Annotated in this window: 17 protein-coding genes; 12 read left to right on the top strand and 5 right to left on the bottom strand. The window is 40.6% G+C overall.

Annotated features, from left to right (window positions below; all coding sequences use genetic code 11):
- Positions 1-6: 6 nt before the first annotated feature.
- Together L3V38_RS13960 and galU are read left to right on the top strand one after the other, a co-directional pair.
- The gene (locus L3V38_RS13960; protein ID WP_237119783.1) at positions 7-1173 is read left to right on the top strand and encodes a nucleotide sugar dehydrogenase; all 1167 of its coding nucleotides are present in this window, start codon (positions 7-9) and stop codon (positions 1171-1173) included.
- A gap of 546 nt (positions 1174-1719) precedes the next feature.
- A complete protein-coding gene (gene galU / locus L3V38_RS13955; protein WP_130151632.1) occupies positions 1720-2628 on the top strand; it encodes a UTP--glucose-1-phosphate uridylyltransferase GalU in 909 nt (302 codons plus the stop codon).
- Between the two features lie 164 nt (positions 2629-2792).
- On the opposite strand, the gene L3V38_RS13950 is transcribed toward galU, so the two are convergent.
- Both L3V38_RS13950 and L3V38_RS13945 read right to left on the bottom strand, forming a co-directional pair.
- Positions 2793-3869: an aminoglycoside phosphotransferase family protein gene (locus L3V38_RS13950; RefSeq protein WP_130151633.1), complete on the bottom strand. Its 1077-nt coding sequence runs from the start codon at positions 3867-3869 to the stop codon at positions 2793-2795.
- Positions 3870-3876: 7 nt separating this feature from the next.
- A complete protein-coding gene (locus L3V38_RS13945) occupies positions 3877-4797 on the bottom strand; it encodes an NTP transferase domain-containing protein (RefSeq protein WP_237119782.1) in 921 nt (306 codons plus the stop codon).
- 199 nt (positions 4798-4996) lie between these two features.
- Between L3V38_RS13945 and L3V38_RS13940 the strand changes: the two genes are divergently transcribed.
- From L3V38_RS13940 to L3V38_RS13920, 5 genes are all read left to right on the top strand, one after another.
- On the top strand, positions 4997-5470 hold the full coding sequence (locus L3V38_RS13940; RefSeq protein ID WP_237119781.1) for a DUF721 domain-containing protein: 474 nt from the start codon (positions 4997-4999) through the stop codon (positions 5468-5470).
- A gap of 409 nt (positions 5471-5879) precedes the next feature.
- Positions 5880-8588, top strand: a complete 2709-nt coding sequence (gene secA, locus L3V38_RS13935) for a preprotein translocase subunit SecA (RefSeq protein ID WP_237119780.1) — start codon at positions 5880-5882, stop codon at positions 8586-8588.
- A 62-nt stretch (positions 8589-8650) separates the two neighbouring features.
- Entirely contained in the window at positions 8651-9052 is a 402-nt protein-coding gene (gene mutT / locus L3V38_RS13930; protein WP_130151637.1) for an 8-oxo-dGTP diphosphatase MutT, read from the top strand.
- A 286-nt stretch (positions 9053-9338) separates the two neighbouring features.
- A complete protein-coding gene (locus L3V38_RS13925; RefSeq protein WP_130151638.1) occupies positions 9339-10343 on the top strand; it encodes an NAD-dependent epimerase in 1005 nt (334 codons plus the stop codon).
- A 275-nt stretch (positions 10344-10618) separates the two neighbouring features.
- Positions 10619-12691: a M13-type metalloendopeptidase gene (locus L3V38_RS13920; RefSeq protein ID WP_130151639.1), complete on the top strand. Its 2073-nt coding sequence runs from the start codon at positions 10619-10621 to the stop codon at positions 12689-12691.
- A gap of 145 nt (positions 12692-12836) precedes the next feature.
- Here L3V38_RS13920 and yjgA read toward each other — a convergent pair whose 3' ends face one another.
- Complete coding sequence (gene yjgA, locus L3V38_RS13915) at positions 12837-13358, bottom strand: ribosome biogenesis factor YjgA (protein WP_062567435.1); 522 nt, start codon at positions 13356-13358, stop codon at positions 12837-12839.
- Between the two features lie 137 nt (positions 13359-13495).
- On the opposite strand from yjgA, the gene pmbA reads away from it, so the two are divergent.
- Together pmbA and L3V38_RS13905 are read left to right on the top strand one after the other, a co-directional pair.
- Entirely contained in the window at positions 13496-14833 is a 1338-nt protein-coding gene (gene pmbA / locus L3V38_RS13910) for a metalloprotease PmbA (protein ID WP_130151640.1), read from the top strand.
- Between the two features lie 130 nt (positions 14834-14963).
- The gene (locus tag L3V38_RS13905) at positions 14964-15380 is read left to right on the top strand and encodes a VOC family protein (protein WP_130151641.1); all 417 of its coding nucleotides are present in this window, start codon (positions 14964-14966) and stop codon (positions 15378-15380) included.
- 219 nt (positions 15381-15599) lie between these two features.
- Here L3V38_RS13905 and L3V38_RS13900 read toward each other — a convergent pair whose 3' ends face one another.
- Complete coding sequence (locus tag L3V38_RS13900) at positions 15600-16259, bottom strand: LiaF domain-containing protein (RefSeq protein ID WP_237119779.1); 660 nt, start codon at positions 16257-16259, stop codon at positions 15600-15602.
- A gap of 329 nt (positions 16260-16588) precedes the next feature.
- Here L3V38_RS13900 and L3V38_RS13895 point away from each other — a divergent pair, with 329 nt between their 5' ends.
- The 3 genes from L3V38_RS13895 to L3V38_RS13885 all read left to right on the top strand — a co-directional run bounded on the left by L3V38_RS13895 (position 16589) and on the right by L3V38_RS13885 (position 17828).
- Positions 16589-17155: a BON domain-containing protein gene (locus L3V38_RS13895; RefSeq protein WP_130151643.1), complete on the top strand. Its 567-nt coding sequence runs from the start codon at positions 16589-16591 to the stop codon at positions 17153-17155.
- A gap of 61 nt (positions 17156-17216) precedes the next feature.
- Positions 17217-17375, top strand: a complete 159-nt coding sequence (locus L3V38_RS13890) for a YqaE/Pmp3 family membrane protein (RefSeq protein WP_064971745.1) — start codon at positions 17217-17219, stop codon at positions 17373-17375.
- Positions 17376-17618: 243 nt separating this feature from the next.
- Positions 17619-17828, top strand: coding sequence for a hypothetical protein (locus L3V38_RS13885; protein WP_130151644.1), 210 nt, complete (start codon positions 17619-17621; stop codon positions 17826-17828).
- On the opposite strand, the gene L3V38_RS13880 is transcribed toward L3V38_RS13885, so the two are convergent.
- Positions 17813-19837, bottom strand: a complete 2025-nt coding sequence (locus L3V38_RS13880; protein WP_130151645.1) for a methyl-accepting chemotaxis protein — start codon at positions 19835-19837, stop codon at positions 17813-17815. The genes L3V38_RS13885 and L3V38_RS13880 overlap by 16 nt on opposite strands.
- Between the last annotated feature and the right edge of the window lie 118 nt (positions 19838-19955).

The raw sequence follows: 19955 nt of genomic DNA, 5'->3' as shown, positions 1-19955 counted from the left end.
AGTTTAATGAAAATCACTATTGTTGGAACTGGTTATGTAGGCTTATCAAATGCAATGCTACTTGCTCAGCATAACCAAGTTATTGCACTGGATATTATTGAAGAAAAAGTTGAGTTGCTTAATTCTGGTAAGTCGCCAATTATCGATACAGAAATCGAAGCATTCTTGACGAATAAAGATTTACAGTTTTCGGCAACCACAGATAAGCACTTAGCATTGAAAGATGCTGAATTTGTGATTATTGCAACACCCACTGATTACGACCCTGATACTAACTATTTTAATACGGGTTCAGTTGAAGCGGTTATTAATGATGTTTTAGCTATCAATCCCGATGCAACGATGGTGATTAAATCTACGGTTCCAGTTGGCTTTACTAAAGCAATAAAAGAGCAGGTGAATAGCGACAATATCATTTTTTCTCCAGAGTTTCTGCGTGAAGGTAAAGCGCTTTACGATAACTTGCACCCATCGCGTATTATCGTTGGTGAGAAAAGTGAGCGTGCAAAGGTATTTGCTGAGCTATTAACCCAAGGGGCAGAAAAAGAACATATTGATATTTTGTTTACTGACTCAACGGAAGCCGAAGCGATTAAGCTTTTTTCAAATACCTATTTAGCAATGCGTGTAGCCTATTTTAATGAGCTGGATAGTTATGCCCAAAGTCATGACCTTGATGCTAAGCAAATAATTCAAGGTGTTGGTTTAGATCCGCGTATTGGCTCTCATTATAATAACCCTTCGTTTGGGTATGGCGGATATTGCTTACCAAAAGATACCAAGCAATTACTAGCAAACTATAAAGATGTGCCGAATAATATGATTCGAGCAATTGTTGATGCAAACTCGACAAGAAAGGACTTTATTGCCGAATCAATTATTAAACAAAACCCTAAAGTCGTAGGGATTTATAGGCTGGTCATGAAGTCCGGATCTGACAACTTTAGGGCTTCAGCTGTGCAAGGCATTATGAAGCGCATTAAAGCAAAAGGCATTGAGGTTATTATTTATGAGCCTAGCCTACAAGAGAGTGAGTTCTTTAATTCAGAAGTCGTAAAAACAATTGATGAACTCAAATCACGCGCCGATATTATTATTTCTAATCGAAATACCGATGAATTGGCTGATGTAGCTGAAAAAGTGTACACACGCGATTTGTTCGGTAGTGATTAGTTATTTATTACCATAATTAAATGTTAACCAAGTCTTTTATCTTTAGGTGAGAGGCTTGGTTAATTCAATAGTATGGTTTTATTTTGCGCTATATTTCCCCACGTTTTTTTCAACACAAAAAGTGTCATTATTTATTGTTAACATGAAGAATATTAATAATAAATTACCTTAGGTTTGATATAATGTTCCCCTTTTGAGTGGTATAATTGTTCCCTCGTTACGGCAAATAAACGCTTTTCGTAAACGCATTATTTTAGTCACAATTTAGTACTTTATTGAGTTGAGCGCGTAACAATAAATGATTGATTATGTCGCACCCTGTTTTTACTCATTAAGTCATAAAATAAAAAATAGTGGGTATTAAATTAGCCTAGCGACTTAGCCTAAAAGGGCATGAGCCTCAAAGGGTTACCATATTTGATGAAGTGAGCGAAGTTTTGCCTCGCTTGTATGAGTAGTAAAAGTGATGATTTGTTCATATTCGAGCAAGCTTTACACTGCTAACTTAGTTATAAATTTGAGTTAATATTTAAAAAAGGACTTAATATGAAAGCTGTTATCCCTGTTGCGGGTCTTGGAACTCGTATGCTTCCAATGACCAAAGCCATTCCAAAGGAAATGTTGCCGCTTGTCGATAAACCTCTTATTCAATACATTGTTGATGAATGTGTAGCGGCAGGCATTAAAGAGATTGTGCTTGTAACACATAGCTCTAAAAATGCCATTGAAAACCACTTTGATACCAGCTTTGAGCTCGAAGCGACACTCGAAAAGCGTGTTAAACGCACTTTACTAGAAGAAGTACGCTCTATTTGTCCTGATGATGTGACGATTATGCATGTGCGTCAAGGCGAAGCAAAAGGGCTTGGTCATGCGGTATTGTGTGCGAAGCCTATCGTAGGTGATGATGACTTTGTTGTTGTGCTACCTGACGTCATTCTTGATAGCTATACCGCTGATCAAAAAACAGAAAATATTGCAGCTATGATCAAACGCTTCAAAGAAGTCAGAGCAAGCCAAATCATGCTTGAGCCTGTTGCAGCTGAAGATGTTAGTAAATATGGTATTGCTGATATTGGTGGAGTGACGATTAAAGCTGGCGAAAGCGCACCGATCAAAACAATGGTAGAAAAGCCAAAAACTGAAGAAGCGCCATCGAATCTTGCGGTTGTTGGTCGTTATGTATTGTCTAAAGCTATTTGGCCTATCCTAGCAAAAACCTCGGCAGGGGCTGGTGGCGAAATTCAATTAACAGATGCAATCGATGCATTAATGGAAGCTGAAATAGTCGAAGCGTTCCACATGAGTGGCCGTTCGCACGACTGTGGTGACAAGCTAGGCTATTTAAAAGCAATCATCGAATACGGTATGCGTGATGAAAAGCTAGGTGCTGAGTTTTCAGAGTTTGTTGCACAAGCAGTTGCACCACAGCCAGCTCATTTAAAAGCGGTTTAATACTGTTTGCTGGTTTAGAGTACACAGAACGCCTGCATTAATGCAGGCGTTTTTGTTTCTAATCGTTATTGACTAAATTAGATACAAGTAGTCGCGATTTTATGTCGCGCAAGTCAAATGCAGCCAGCCTAATCCTAATCGCGACTTTATGTCGCGCAACAACCTTAATTATTGATTTCTAAAATCGCTTTAAGGGTATGCTCTTTATCAAGAATATCGCGATACAGTGCAAACTGATTACGAGCCCGCTCTAAATTGTGGTTCGCATGTTTAGTGGCAAAGTAATTATCACCATCAATAAAGTCAGTCAAAAAGCGTAAGCCAATCATAAACGTCATGACTTTGGTGCCTAGCCAAAAGCTTTGTTTTTCGGCATCGGTGATCACATTTTGCAGCGGTTCAACATAGCCTTTTACAATTGCTGCGAAAATTTCTTCACGCACGCGAACATTATTTAAGTTAGTTGAATCCTCTTGCTCAGGTGAACAGAATGTACGTACCATATCGCCAAAATCAAACAGCCAATAGCCAGGCATACAGGTATCAAGATCGATCACCGCTTTCGCACTGTCTGACTTTGTGCAAAACAGCATATTGTTGATTTTGGTATCATTATGGCAAGGTCTTAAAGGAATGGTGCCTTCAAGCGCTTTTAGTTCTGCAACGAGGCTTTGCTGTTCTAAGCAAAAATCAACATCGTCTTGGCATAGTGCAGTTCTGTTCAGTGGGTTTTGCTCTAGCACTTTTTTGAAGGCATCAAATCGCATTTCTAGGTTATGAAAGTTAGGAATAACATGGTGTAACTGTTCAGCCTGAAAATCTTGCAGAGCAAGGGCGAATTGACCAAATGCATTGGCCGCAGTTTGTGCTTGCGAGATGCTGGCTACAACATCTTCACTATAACTGCCGCCAATAAATTCGAGTGCGCGCCATACTCCTTGGTCATATTCAACCAAAAAGTCATTTTCAATAGTGGGTACGTGACGAATAATATCTAAATCATACTCACCATTATTATTTTTCTTAGTTAAGTGCTGTTCTATTAAACGTGCATTCTCAACGAGCTTCTCAGGGGCTGGAAATACATCCGTATTTAACTTTTGTACCACCAAGGCCTGATCATCTGTTTTAAGTAGCATGGTTGTGTTTATATGACCATTTCCAATTGGCTTTAAGCTAATATTGGCGTCGTTTAGGCCATAGCACTGAGATAAATGCTCAGCTACAGGGTTTGACTTCATTGAGAGTTCACTCTTCATTTTTGATTGCACTGGGGCGATGACTGCTATTTCTTCCGTGATATAATTCATAAAGCTTTTTCGAAACCTTTTCTAGCTCTGATTTGTAAGTCACACCATACCAAGGTGATTGTGCTTTATAGACAATGACAGATTGATGTTTACCTTGGATGGCGGCTTGGATTTGGTCGGGCAAATAATACTCTTTTGTGACACCGTTGTCATTACTTTCTAGGAACTCAAAAAAGCCGCTTTCTAAGTAATTGAACACATCGGGAGTTATTCCCCAAAAGCTCATGGAGCCTAGTGAGTCATCTGTCATCGCCACTCTTTTACCTTGCGGCGTATCGCCGTAGAGAGTGGCATTTTCGCGTTCAATATTTAAGTATTCGATCACATTAGTGAGTTGCTGTTGTTCATCTACCTCACATAGCCCACGGTTAACTCCCCCTTCATCTGACAGAGTTTGGCTAATAGGATAACCAACCATGGCCCATTGCGTGCTGTGCTTAAAGTGCTCAGCAACTATTTCAAACGAAGTATCGCCATAATAGTCATCAGCGGTGATCACAATTGCAGGGTTATGTACATAAGGCTTTGCACAAAGCAGTGCATGCCCAGTTCCCCATGGCTTGATGCGATCTGCAGCTAGGTGGCTGAACTTATCGGGTAACGCATCAATACTTTGCTCAACTAATACAACATCGAGGTCATCAGGAAGCCGAGGTAAGATTGTGGCCTCAAGTTCAGCACGAATTTTTTGATTAATAATGATCACAACTTGGCTAACACCCACTTTGACTGCATCGGCGATACTTAGCTCCATGATTGTGCGACCAAGAGTTGGAATTTCAGCGATTTGTTTATTTCCGCCAAAGCGACTACCTAAGCCACCAGCTAATACAACTAAAGTGAGAGAATGTTGTGCCATTATATCTATTAAATAAAAAACAAAATCTGAGTCTATCAGAAACAAGCAAAACGTAGGAGGCGTTTTAATATTGAATCGTTTATTTACGGTTGGAGCCATTCTGTGGGCATTATTTTAGCGAGTAATGTTTACTCGCATCCCCTTTACCTCAATGGTATATTGTCATTTGTGGTATTACATTGTTTAAGTAGAGTGGGCGATGGCAAAAGATAGGTATGCGCCTAAAGCGCTGGGCGATATTATGGCAGGGCTCAATAGCCGGCTTGCGTCCTATGCAGGCAAGGCGCAAGGGCTATCGAGTCAACAAGCTATACTGAATGACTTTTTAGGCGAAACATTATCAAAAAAATGCCGAGTGAGTAATTATCGTGACGGCACTTTGATGATTGAGGCGGTCTCTGCCCCGATTGCGCTGCGCTTAAATTATTTAAAAATGGACATGCTTTCGCACTTTCGAAAGGCAGGCATGGCTGAACTCGGACAAATTAAAATTACTGCTAACCCACAAGCAACCCAGCGTTTGTCAGCGAAATCAGAACAAGATAAAAAACCAGTTACAAAACGTCAAATGAGCGAGCAAACAGCCGATTACCTAAGCGCTATCGCCGCAGATGCACCACCGTCGTTAAAAGCGAAGTTAGAGCGTTTAGCGCAACATGGTCGTAAGAAGTAACGTGTAGGCGTGAAATTTATTTCACACGAGGGCTGCGGTTTACTTGAATTCAAAGTGTGCCTCGCAAGCATAGGGCCCGCAGATTCGCCTTTTTTCTTTCCTGATCTTGATTTTATTTCGATTGTCGCCATATCTACTCAGTGATTTAATTTTTACGCATTAGATCAAAGATTACGGCTAATTTTTAAATTTTCTTGCTGAAAATCCATATCTTCACACACAGAAGGTTTGATGTTGCGCAGACTCTGGTATGATAGCGCACGAAATAAGCTGTGTTTTAAACAGCGTACTGATAAATTGTTAATTAATATGCCCTACATCATGAGCATAAGCGCATATTAATTATCAATTAAAGAAAGTGGGTTAGCTAACGACTAGCTAACAAAGAATATATTGTAACGGTTTTATCATGATATCTAATTTATTTACCAAGATTTTTGGTAGTCGCAATGACCGCACTATTAAAAACCTAAGAAAGACGGTCGCACTGATCAATGCGCTTGAAACGCAATTAGAAGGGCTTTCTGATGAAGATCTAAAAGCAAAAACAGCAGAATTTAGAGAGCGTTACGATAACGGACAAAGCCTAGATGATATCTTACCAGAAGCATTTGCTGTGGTACGTGAAGCATCTAAGCGTGTAAACGGCATGCGTCACTTCGACGTACAGCTACTTGGTGGTATGGTTTTACATCAAGGTCGCATCGCAGAGATGCGTACCGGTGAAGGTAAAACACTAACAGCAACATTACCTGCCTACCTTCGCGGTTTAACAGGTAAAGGTGTTCACGTAATTACCGTGAATGACTACCTTGCAAAACGTGACGCGGAAACTAACCGCCCATTATTTGAATTCTTAGGCCTAACAGTGGGCTGTAACGTACCAGGTATGATGCCACAGCAAAAGAAAATCGCTTATGCTGCTGATATCACTTACGGTACTAATAACGAATTTGGCTTTGATTATCTTCGCGATAACATGGCATTTAGCATCGAAGAGCGTGTACAACGCCCACTTTACTATGCGGTAGTGGATGAGGTGGATTCAATCCTAATCGATGAAGCGCGTACGCCGCTAATTATCTCAGGCCCAGCTGAAGACAGCTCTGAGCTTTACATCGAAATCAATAAAATTGTGCCAGAACTTGAGCTACAAGAAAAAGAAGATGAAGAAGGCGTTGAAGGTGACGGCGACTTCACTATCGATGAAAAATCGAAGCAAGTTCACTTAACTGAACGTGGTCAAATTAAAGTAGAAGAACTATTGATTGAGCGAGGCTTAATTCAAGAAGGTGATTCACTTTACTCAGCTTCAAGCATCACATTATTAAGTCATGTATATGCGGCACTTCGTGCTCACAAGCTATATCAAAAAGACGTTGATTACGTTGTTAAAGAAAACGAAGTTATCATCGTTGATGAGCACACTGGTCGTACAATGGAAGGTCGTCGTTGGTCTGAAGGCTTACACCAAGCTGTTGAAGCGAAAGAAGGTGTACGCATTCAAAACGAAAACCAAACATTGGCATCAATCACATTCCAAAACTACTTCCGTTTATACGAAACACTAGCGGGTATGACAGGTACAGCAGACACAGAAGCGTTTGAGTTCCAGTCTATCTATGGTCTAGATACAGTAGTAATGCCTACGAACAAGCCGATGATCCGTGATGATCGTGCTGATCTTGTGTACTTAACACAAGAAGAAAAGTACGAAGCAATCCTTGCTGATATCAAAGATTGTCAAGAGCGCGGTCAACCGGTACTTGTGGGTACTATTTCTATCGAAAGTTCTGAGTACTTATCGCAATTCTTACGTAAAGAAAAAATTAAGCACAACGTACTTAATGCGAAATTCCATGCGCAAGAAGCAGACATCGTTGCTGACGCGGGCTTACCTGGCACAGTAACCATTGCAACTAACATGGCCGGTCGTGGTACCGATATCGTGTTAGGTGGTAACTGGCAAAGTGAGGTTGAAAAGCTTGAAGAGCCAACTGATGAGCAAATCAAAGCGATTAAAGAAGCGTGGCAAAAACGTCACGACGCGGTAATCGAAGCGGGTGGCTTACATATCATTGGTACTGAGCGTCACGAATCTCGCCGTATCGATAACCAGTTACGTGGCCGTTCGGGTCGTCAAGGTGATGCGGGTTCAAGTCGTTTCTACTTATCAATGGACGACGCGTTAATGCGTATCTTTGCTGGTGAGCGCATGACGAACATGATGCGTAAGCTAGGTATGCAACGCGGCGAAGCGATTGAGCACCCTTGGGTTAACCGTGCAATCGAAAACGCACAACGCAAAGTTGAAGCGCGTAACTTCGATGTTCGTAAGCAATTACTTGAATACGATGATGTAGCAAACGATCAACGTCGTGTTGTTTACTCACAACGTAATGAGCTACTTGAAGAAGGCGATATTTCAGAAACTATCACTGCAATTCGCGGCGATGTGCTAAACGGTACGATTGACCAATATATTGCACCACAAAGTCTAGCTGAAATGTGGGATATTCCAGGCCTTGAAGAGCGCTTAAAGCAGGATTTCTTAATCGAGCTACCTATTGCACAATGGTTAGCTGATGATAATAAACTGTACGAAGAAAAACTTCGTGAGCGCATTGAAGAAGCGGTTGAGCAAACATATAAGCAAAAAGAAGAGATGGTAGGTGAGTCTGTCCTACGTCAATTCGAAAAAGCAATTATGCTACAAAGCCTAGACCAACACTGGAAAGATCACTTGGCAGCGATGGATCACCTTCGTCAAGGTATTCACTTACGTGGCTATGCACAGAAGAATCCGAAGCAAGAATATAAGCGTGAGTCGTTCGAGTTATTCTCTGAAATGCTTGAGAACTTAAAAGTCGACGTTGTCGGTATTTTGAGTAAAGTACAAGTTCGCGCTGAAGAAGATGTTGAGAAAGTTGAAGAGCAACATCGTAAGAGCGAAAATGCACCGCGTGAATACCAGCACGAAGAGGCAGAGCACCTTGGTGGCGAAACACCACAAGATGCTGTGGTTAGCCATCGTGCAGAACCAAAAGTCGGTCGTAATGAACCGTGTCCTTGTGGTTCAGGTCAAAAATTCAAACAGTGTTGCGGTAAATTAAAGTAACCTAAGCATTGAGATAAAAAGCGACGCTTGCGTCGCTTTTTTTATGATTGAGGAAATATAAAATGACTAAAAAAATAGTGCATGTTGCAGTCGGCGTTATTTATAAAGATCAGCAGCTATTTATCTGTAAACGTCCAGATGACAAACACCAAGGCGGCTTGTGGGAATTCCCCGGCGGTAAGGTAGAGCAGGGCGAAAGCGTATTTACAGCGCTACAGCGCGAGTTACTAGAAGAAGTAAATCTAACCGTTAATGGCAGTGAAGAGCTAATCGTGATCGAACATGACTACGGCGATAAATGCGTACGCTTAGATGTGCATATTGTTGACGACTTCACAGGCACTGCTCATGGCGCTGAGGGGCAACAAGGTAAGTGGGTAGCAATTAATGAACTTGATACTTATGCTTTTCCTGCTGCCAATGTAGAAATAGTCGAAAAGATAAAGCAAAAATATGCGCTTTAAATCTAGATGAAGGCGCGAAGTTTCCTTCGCGCAAAGATTATAGTTTGTGCTATGTTGAAAACGCGCCCTGCAAGCTATTGTCCGCTTGGTGGTGTGTAATTCCCTCTTTCTCTATCAAAAGTCCTGAGATAAAATAAAATTACACTAAATAGCGTATGATAAATATATTCTAATATTATATGCCTTACTTGTTTACGGTATCATAGCTTCTCTATTCAGTGTTTTTTGACCTACACTTTTGTTTTTTGTCAGCGTTTAGTGCTGAACCTCTTTTTTAAGGTTAACAATGAAATATTTAGTCACCGGAGCCGCGGGTTTTATTGGTGCTGCGACGTGCCAAAGACTATTGACCGCAGGGCATGATGTTATAGGTATCGATAATTTAAATGATTATTACGATGTTAACTTAAAACTGGCTCGATTGGCTCAATTTGAATCTCATGAGCGCTTTTCTTTTAAAAAGCTTGATATAGCGAATCGCGTTGAAATGGCTGAGTTATTCGAAGTAGGAAAGTTTGAACGCGTTATTCACTTGGCTGCTCAAGCTGGTGTACGTTATTCGATTGAAAACCCTGATTCATACGCTGATTCAAACTTAGTTGGACACTTAAATATTTTAGAGGGATGTCGCCATAACAAGGTAGCACATTTAGTGTATGCGTCTTCTAGTTCTGTATATGGTTTAAATGAAAAAACACCATTTGAAACAAAAGATAGCGTTGATCATCCTGTGTCATTTTATGCGGCAACTAAAAAGGCGAATGAGTTAATGGCGCATAGTTACTCGCATTTATATGATTTACCCACCACAGGGTTACGCTTTTTCACTGTGTACGGCCCATGGGGTCGCCCAGATATGGCGCCTTTTATTTTTACTAAAAAGATGCTTGCAGGTGAAGCGATAGATATCAATAACAATGGCGATATGTGGCGCGATTTTACTTATATTGATGATATCGTTGAGGGCGTTATTAGGGCGGCAGATGCTATTCCACAGCGTGATGAACACTGGCGAGTAGAAACGGGGTCACCTTCGACAAGTTCTGCTCCGTACCGTGTTTATAACATTGGTCATGGTAGCCCTATAAATCTAATGAAGTTTATTGAAGCAATCGAGTCTGAGCTGGGTATTGAAGCAAAGAAAAACTTCCGAGAAATGCAACCGGGTGATGTTTATAAAACGTTTGCAGATACCCAAGACTTATTTGCTGCAACAGGTTACAAACCAGCTATTGGTTTAGAAGAGGGTGTAACAAAGTTGGTTACTTGGTATAAATCATTTTATAGCTAAACTATAAAGCCCAAATACAATAGATGATTGAGCTTCGACCTGCGGATGTTTGTAAGGTAACTATTATCTTTATTTAAGTAATTGCGACCTTACAAAATAAGCGTCTATTTGTTTCCCACTATCGCTTAAATATGCGACTCATCGCTTTTGATAAGAATTGTTACATATTCGATTTTATTGTTTTGCTTGAGAGGTTTATGATGGACAAAGCGAAAGACTGCCTATTCGTAGTATTTCGAAGATACCTCTAACTATACGATAAGTACGGGAACCTCATGAAAAAAGTAACACTTACCGCGGCAAGTATTGCACTTGCGCTCGGTCTTGTTGGTTGTGGTGAAAAAGAACAAGAAACTAAAGCACCAGCAACTGCTGCCGTCACTGAAGCAAAAGCGCCTTTAAATTCAGGTATTGAACTGGCGAACATGGATAAGTCTGTTCGCGCACAAGATGACTTTTACTATCATGTAAACGGTGAATGGTTAGAAAAAACAGATATTCCAGGTGATAAATCAAACTACGGTTCATTTACTCAGCTTTATGATGATTCGCAAAAAGCGATGAAAGAAGTACTCGAAAAAGCGGCGGCAAATACCAATGTTAAGCCAGGTTCTGATGAAGCAAAACTCGCTGCATTCTATAACAGTTACATGGATGAAGCTGCTCGTGAAGCGGCAGGCATCAAGCCATTATCACCAGTACTTGAAAGCGTTGATGCTGTAAAGAGCAAGTCCGATCTTGTTGCTTTAATGGCTGAACTTCGTATTAAAGGCGGTAACTTGCCGTTTGGTTGGTACGTAAATAACGACGCAAAAAACTCTAGCGAAAACGCGATGTATGTTTATCAGTCTGGCTTAGGTTTACCCGATCGCGACTACTACCTAAAAGATGATGAAAAATTCACAAAAATTCGTGAAGCTTATCAAGCATACGTAACTGCTATCTTAAGCAAAGCGGGTGTCGCTGATGCAGAATCTGCGGCTAAAGCTATTATTGATCTTGAAACACGTATTGCTGATGCACAGTGGAGCCGAGTAGAAAGTCGTGATGCAACTAAATCTTACAACAAGATGAGCGTTGCAGATGCCAACAAACTTACTGGTGACTTTGATTTTGCTGCTTACCTTGATGCGTCAGGCATCAAGACTGAAGATGTCATTGTTCGCCAACCTAGTTACCTAGAAAAATTTGCAGGTATCTATAGCGATACAGACTTAGCAACTTGGCAGAACTATCTTAAGTTCCACTTTGTTAGTAATTATTCTGCGTTATTAGATAAAGAGCTCGTTGATCTTAACTTTAATTTCTACAGCACAACACTTCGTGGTGTGACAGAGCAATCACCACTTTGGAAAAAAGCCGTTGATGCATCAAACGGTGTGTTAGGTGAAATGCTGGGTAAAGTGTACGTTAAAGACAACTTCCCACCTGAAGCGAAAGCACGCATGGAAGAGTTGGTTGATAACGTAATCAAAGGTTACGCCGTTGCGATTGAAAACCTTGAATGGATGAGCCCAGAAACAAAAATTGCTGCTAAAGCAAAACTTGATAAGTTCACACCAAAAATCGGTTACCCAGATAAGTGGAGAGACTACTCAGCACTTGAAATGAAAGGTGATGACTTAGTGGGTAACTACATTCGCCATAGCGAGTGGGAATTTGCAGATATGACTGCAAAACTAGGTAAGCCTGTTGATCGTTCTGAGTGGCACATGACACCGCAAACAGTAAACGCTTACTACAACCCTGTGAACAATGAAATTGTATTCCCTGCGGCTATTTTACAACCACCATTCTTTAACTTAGAAGCAGATGATGCTGTTAACTATGGTGCAATTGGTGCGGTAATTGGTCACGAGCTAGGTCATGGTTTTGATGACCAAGGTGCGAAGTACGATGGTGACGGTAACTTACGTAACTGGTGGAGCGAATCAGACCTTGAACAGTTTGAAGAGCGCACCGGCCAGTTAGTTGCTCAGTACAATGAATATAAGCCATTTGAAGATGCTAGCGTAAATGGTGAGCTTACACTTGGTGAAAACATTGGTGACTTAGGCGGTCTAACAGTTGCCTATACTGCTTATCAATTATCACTGGGTGATGAAAAAGCGCCTATCATTGATGGTTACACAGGTGATCAGCGTTTCTTTATGGGATGGTCACAAATTTGGCGTCGTAAATACCGTGACGAAGAGTTACGTAACCGCCTAATGACAGATCCACATTCACCAAGCCATTACCGTGTAATCGGTATTCTTTCAAACATGCCAGAGTTCTATCAGGCGTTTGATGTAAAAGAAGGCGACAAGATGTATATCAAACCAGAAGATCGCGTAAAAATCTGGTAATTGATTATTGATTTAAAAAAGCTCTGAGTGAACGCTCAGAGCCTTTTTTGTATATGTTTTATTTTTCAGGAAGCATTTCAACGCAGGAATGGCTGTAAAAATCCGTACCATTTACATCAAGCGGCTTTCAGTTTATTAAAATAATTTAAACCATAATCGCATCTTTCAGATACTGGAATAATTCTTTGTAACTCTTAGCTGGTTTTTCTGCTTTTACTTCTTTGGCAGCGCCGCGCACTAACTGGCGCATTTTTTGGCGCTCAAGTGCTGGATATTGCTCAATAGTTGGATTAATTAAGTCGTCACCTTGCTTGATTAAATCATCTCGAAGCTTTTCGATTTTATTCATTAATACATCAGCTTGGTTATTTTTGTTCAGCATGATGTCGATCATGGCCTGAATTTCGTCCACGTTTTCTGTGGTACGTAATACTTTTGCGATGTAGTTTAAGTTACGGCGGTAAGCATCACTTTTATCACTGACCTTATCAGAAACAACTAACGCTTCTTTTAAATCGTGATTGAGCGGTAAACGATCACGTTGCTTTTTCGGCATTTTTGCGATTTCAGCACCCAGACCATGATATTGCATGGCTTCACGTTTTAATTCGCTTTTTGATACGTAAATAATTTCTTCTTCGATAAGTGGCTTTTTCTTCTTCGCCATAAGGATGCTCATTCAGTAAACTTAACTATTCGCTATTATACGTCATTTAGTTAATGATTAATATTAGCTGATGCACGTCTCGCAGTGTGTTAGCATTCGTTACACTATAAAAAATAGCAGAACCTAGGACACACAAGATGAAAGATCCTATTTATCAACACATTTCTGAAGTTAAAGACGCGGTCAGCGAAGTACTCGAACATGCAAAAAAGCTCGGTGCAACAGCAGCAGAAGCGGCGATGTCGAGCACGTCAGGTTTGTCTGTCAGTACACGCATGGGCGAAGTTGAAACAATAGAGTTTAACCAAGACGGTGGCTTAGGTATCAGTGTTTATGTGGGTAATAACAAAGGCTCTGCTTCAACGGCCGACTTAAACCCTAAAACATTACGTACAGTGGTCGAAAAAGCCATTGATATCGCAAAATTTACTTCTGACGATCCATACAATGGAATCGCTGATAAAGAGCTACTTGAGTTTGCGCCGCTCGATTTAGATTTATACCACCCGTGGGAGGTAAGCCCAGAGCAAGGTATTGAACTTTGTCATCAAGCAGAACAGGCGGCACTAAACGCCGATGAGCGTATTGTAAATTCAGACGGTGCAAGTTTTTCTTCTCACCAAGGTTTACGTGTTTATGGTAACAGCCATGGCATGATTGCAGGTTACCCGCGTACGCGTCATAGCATTAGCACTATGGTGATTGGTAAAGAAGGCGAGCAAATGCAGCGCGATTCTGCCTATACCGTAGCGCGCCATAAAGATGATTTAAATGACGCTGCAAAAGTGGGTCTAGAAGCAGCAACAGAAACCTTGGCTAAACTTAATAGCCAAAAGCTCGGTACCATGAAAGTGCCTGTTATTTTTAGAGCGGATATTGCCAATTCATTATTCGGCCATTTAGTGTCGGCGATTGGCGGTGGTGCGCTTTATCGTAAATCGAGTTTCTTGCTTGATAGTTTAGGAACTAAAGTATTTAGCAATTGTGTGAATATCTCTGAGCGCCCGCATTTATTAAAAGGTTTAGCATCTTCGCCGTTTGATGTTGAAGGTTTAAAAACCGTCGATCGTGAAATTATTCAAGGCGGTGAGCTGCAAACTTACCTGTTAGCAAGCTATGCAGCGCGTAAACTATCGATGGCACCAACGGGTCATGCTGGTGGTATTCATAACTGGCTAGTTGAACAAACCCATGCCGATTTGAAAGCGCTATTAAAAACCATGGGCACAGGCTTATTGGTAACTGAACTTATGGGTCAAGGTGTGAACACGGTGACTGGTGATTACTCACGTGGCGCAGCGGGTTTCTGGGTTGAGAATGGTGAAATCCAATATCCTGTAAGTGAAATCACAATTGCTGGTAACTTAAAAGATATGTTTAAAGCGGTCGTTGGCTTAGGTGGTGACATTGAGCGTCGTGGCGGTATTCAAACAGGCTCTGTATTAATTGAACAAATGCAGGTTGCGGGTAGTTAATTCATCAATAACTAATCATTTTTTAAGAGCCTCACTTTAGTGGGGCTTTTTTATTTGAAAAAACGCTTTACCTAAACTTAACTTGAGGTTTTATCTTGATGGCAGTTTAAAAATAAAAAGGAAAACTACCATGTATTTAGAACACGTAAACCTTGTTGTTAGTAATGTTGATGCCATGCTGCACTTTTATAAAGTCGCATTCCCGCACTGGCGTGTGCGTAGTCAAGGTGACAGCACATGGTCTGGAAAACCACGCAAATGGCTGCACTTTGGTGATGATTACCAATACCTTGCATTAAGTGATAACGGTGAAGATGAAAATCGTGATTTAGCGGGTCATCAAGTTGGCCTTGCCCATTTTGCTTATGTAACAAACGACATTAATGCCGTCATTGAACGTCTTGTTTCAGCCGGTTATGAAATTGATAAACACGGCCCAGAAAATCCATACCGTAAAAATGTTTATTTTATCGACCCCGCAGGTTTTGAAGTGGAGTTTGTAGAATATTTCAGTGATATTCCAAGTGAAAGGAATAATGATCTTTGATCTCGCCGTGAAATTCATTTCGCGCGGTAGTTGTAGCAGCAGGTTTACCACGCGTCATTTGTTACCTATTGCGCGATGTAAAATCGCGCCTACAAAGGTGGTTTCGGTTTGATAAAAGCGTGAAATTTATTTCGTGTGGTGGTTGTAGGTGCAGGTTTACCCTGCGTCATTTGTTCCTATTGCGCGATGTAAAATCGCGCCTACAATATCTCGCAACTTTTACTGCACCTTGTTCATTTCTTTCCAACTGGCTTTCAGGCTATTGGCAAAGCTGATGAACTTTTCTTTCATGGTACGCTTTACTTTGATCTCTACTGAGCCTAGCCATACGTTACCTTCAATGGTAATGGTTGGGCCCTGACCTTTATTTAGAGCGACTGACTTGTTTTCTACGCTGCCAATAACGCTAAACAGTTTAGATACCACATTGACATGTTCAGGCACGTAGATTTCGTCGTTACCTAAAATACAGTTTACGTAAATAGTGACATGCTGATGCTGGAAAATCGCTTCGCTAAAGTCGAGTTCGATTGAGCCTAAGCAGTTTGTGAGGTGAATTTCTTTTGGCACAAGCCACTGGCCGCTACGCTCATTTGAACCAAGAATACTGCGTAGTTGTAAGTTTTCGTTGTCACTGCTATGGCTGTAGTGAGGTTTAAATTGCGCATGCTTATGCGATTTGTAATCTGTATCAGCTTTTAGCGCTAAGTCAGCAACAAGCTCAACAAGTACTTCATTGCACGTGGCTGCCATTGCTTGATCTAGTCGGCGTTCAAATGCTTCAGCTGAAATAACTGCATGACTGTAGTTATAAATGAGTTGGTCAATGACTTCTTCTCTTACTTGATCGATTGGACGATCTTCGAGTTTAACGGCCATGGTAGTTCCCTGTTGTGATTATAAAGTGATTCTTCTGTTATTCGATATAAAGCAAAGCTTAGGCCAAATTTTATTTATATAAAAATCAAGTTGTTGTGTTTTTTGGCTTATTAGCAACTTCGTTAAATTAACCATAGATTAATGTTATCTGCAATTAATTGGTTATTTTTGCAACATTGTGAACTTATTACCGAGCAGCCTGTAAATTGTTACCGAGGAGAATATGTGTCTTGAATAGATTGAAGTGTAACCTATTGATATTAAGGTGATAAATAGTTGGCATCAAAGTCGCATTAAGTAATGTGTCTTTAATCAAAAGGAGAAAGATTATGAATACATTCAACAAGTCTATGATTGCCGCGTTAGTTATTGGTGCTACTAGCATGTCAGCTCAGGCAAGCAGCTGGGAAAATGAAAGTAAAGACGCTTGGATTGATGGTAAGGCAGAAACTGTTCTTTTAATGAACACAAATCTAAACAACTTTGACATCAACACAGATGTAAAAAATGGCAAGGTTGTACTAACTGGTAAAGTGAATAGTGAGCTTGATAAAGAGTTAGCAGAAGAGCTGGTATTAAGCTTAGATGGCGTAACTGATGTTGAAAACAAGCTTACAGTCGTAAAAGACATGAAAGCTAAGCACGCCAAAAAAGAGAAAGGTGATTCAGCTGAAAGTGATCTAACAGATGCAAAAATCAGCACTGTGATTACAACTCGCTTCCTATTTAATTCTGAAGTAGGTGGTACTGATATCGATGTAGATACTGATAAAGGTGTTGTAACCCTTAAAGGTACCGTTGAATCAGAAGCTGAAAAACAGCTTGCAGTAAGCATTGCAGAAAATGCTGAAGATGTTCGCAAAGTAATCGATGAATTAACGATTGTTGCTGAATAATAAGTAATTAATGAAAGCCCAGCTTTGGCTGGGTTTTTATTTTGTTTTCAAGGAGTGAATCATGGACTTAATTCGCATTATATTGTCAGTTTTAATTCCCCCTTTAGGTGTATTTTTACAGGTAGGTTTAGGTGCACAATTCTGGATTAATATTCTTTTAACCTTATTAGGGTACATTCCAGGCTTGATTCATGCTGTGTATATCATTGCTAAACGATAATTGCACACAAGGATGACTTAGGAGCACAGCATGGAAAAGCTGTAGGAATAACGGATTATAAACCGCAAGGAGTTACATAATGGAAAACGTAGCAAAGCATAATGGAAAGCAAGGAAGTAACAAGGCGTTATGGACAAGCGCACAATGGCAACGCTTTATGGAAAAAGTGAACGGATAATTGCTAAGGAGCGGCAAGTGGTAAGGAACCTAAAATGGATGAAGCTAGCGTAAGGAGGTGACTATATGGAACAAGTACAAACGCAATCAAAACAAGGAATGGACAAACAAGGAGCTGCTTTATGGAATCAGCAGCAGTGGCAAGACTTTATGGATCATGCGAAAGCAGTTGCGCCGCAGGTAACAGGGAAGGCTGACGATAAAAACCCGATATTATCTTCAGGTGATATCGGGTTTTTAATCACATCAGCAATTTATCTTTATAACTTAAACTGATTAACCGTTTTATTTAACGAGACTGCTAACTCATTCAAATCACGGGCTTCATCAGCCAATTCATGAGCATGATCTGCCGTGCTATTCACTAAATGGTTAATAGCCGCAAGGCTGTTATTGATATCTTCTGCGACTACCGTTTGTTGCTCCGTTGAAGTCGCAATTTGATGACTTTGATCTTGCACATTTGTCACTGATTGTGCGATGTCTTGCAGTGCTGTAAGCACAATTTGTGTTTGTTCAACAGAACCTTCAGCGCGCTCTTGTCCTTGTTGCATCATCGTTGATGCTTGCTGAGCAATCTGTTGCAATCGGCTGATCATATTACGAATATCATCAGTTGACTCTTGCGTTCTGCTTGCCAATGAACGAACCTCATCAGCAACCACAGCAAAACCTCGACCTTGCTCGCCTGCACGCGCTGCTTCAATGGCAGCATTAAGAGCCAGTAAATTAGTTTGTTCTGCAATAGAGTTGATCACATCGATGACGGCACCAATATTGCCACTTTCTTGCTCAAGACCAGCAACGACTTTAGACGCTTCACCAATGTGACTTGCTAATGCGGTCATGACTGACTGAGCCTGTGTAGAACGTTTTGTGCCATCAACAGTAATGGTTTGTACTTGTTCAGCAGCATTATTGGTATTTTGTGCATTGCGCGAAATTTCGAGTACTGTTGAGGCCATTTCAGTGACTGCTGCACTAACACTGTCTACCTGTTGTTTCTCTTGTTGAATTTCATCATTGGTTTTTTGTGACACTGTTTTTAGCTGTGAAGCTGCTTGGCTTAACTGCTCCGCTTGCGCTGCAGTATTGAGCATCATTGCACGCAATTTATCGATAAAGGTGTTCATATGCAGGGCTAATTGACCCACTTCATCGTGACTTTTTATATCAATTTTTTGTGTTAGGTCGCCATCTCCTGAGGCGATATCACGCATAATATAAGTTAGCTTAGTCAATGGTTTGGTGATCATTTGCGTAGCCCAAAAGATCATTGCAATGATAATCGCGAGAATAATGATCACTGATGTTGTGGTTGTCATTACGGCATCATTGACAGGCTCATCAATCATGCTGGTTGGAATTAAAATACCTACATACCAATCAAGATAAGGGGTTTCTAATTCAAGGCGATTGAAGACAACGTAATACTCTTCTCCTTTAAAAGTGATGAAGCTACTACCGTCTTTTTTACTTTTCATAACACGATTTAATTCGCTAAAGCCTGATGTATCGTTAAATTGTTTCTCCAGCGCTTCTAGGCCTTCTTTGCCATTTGGGCTTTCGTCGGTAATTGATAGTTTGTGACCTGTTCGTTTTGAAAGGTGCACAACTTTTTGGTTGCCATCAAGTAAAAAACCAAATCCTTGACCGTTGAAACGAATATTCTCGACCATGTCGTTAATATTGTTGAGCTGTAAGTCGACACCACCAAAACCAATGAGTTTATTTTGGTTATACACTGGTTGTTGTACAACCGCCGATGCGTTGCCTGTGGTTAAGTCAACGGAAATAGGGCCGACATAGAGCTTGTTTATTGCTAACGCGTCTTGCCACCAACCACGTTTATAAGCGTAATAGGGGTCACCATTAAAGTGTGTAGTACGCTCATTTTCTTTAAAGTATTCACCGGTGGTTGCTGAGGCAAAAAAAGCAGATAGAATGTTGTCATCATTACCACTGATGCGTACAAAGTCTTGATTGATGCTGTCGTACCCAGGTTGGTTATCAAGTGGTTGATCACGCTCAGTCCAATTTTCAAACCAATTCACTAAATGTGGGTTAGTAATAAAAGTTTCAACAACTTTACCATAGCGAGCAAAGTAACCTTGCATTGAAAGTCGCTCACTTTGTAGATAACTGTCAGCTTCTCGCTGAATTGCTTGTCGTGATAAGTCAGCAATGTGACTAACAAAAAAGCTCGACGCGATGATAAGTAGTACACTGATCGTCCCACCGATGAGAAGTAATATTTTTTTACGTAAAGAGAGGTTGTTTAACATAGGTGCACGTGTTTTTATTATTAGCTAGAGTAATCTATCTAATCATATTTGCACCCAAATCGCTACAAGGCAAAGTAAAGTTTGTTAATAAAATAATACATAACACAAGGGGATGTCA

This window comes from Pseudoalteromonas sp. L1 (assembly GCF_021728095.1).
In the GTDB taxonomy this organism is placed as follows: Bacteria; Pseudomonadota; Gammaproteobacteria; order Enterobacterales; family Alteromonadaceae; genus Pseudoalteromonas.
This window is presented reverse-complemented; position numbering and strand designations above follow the sequence as displayed.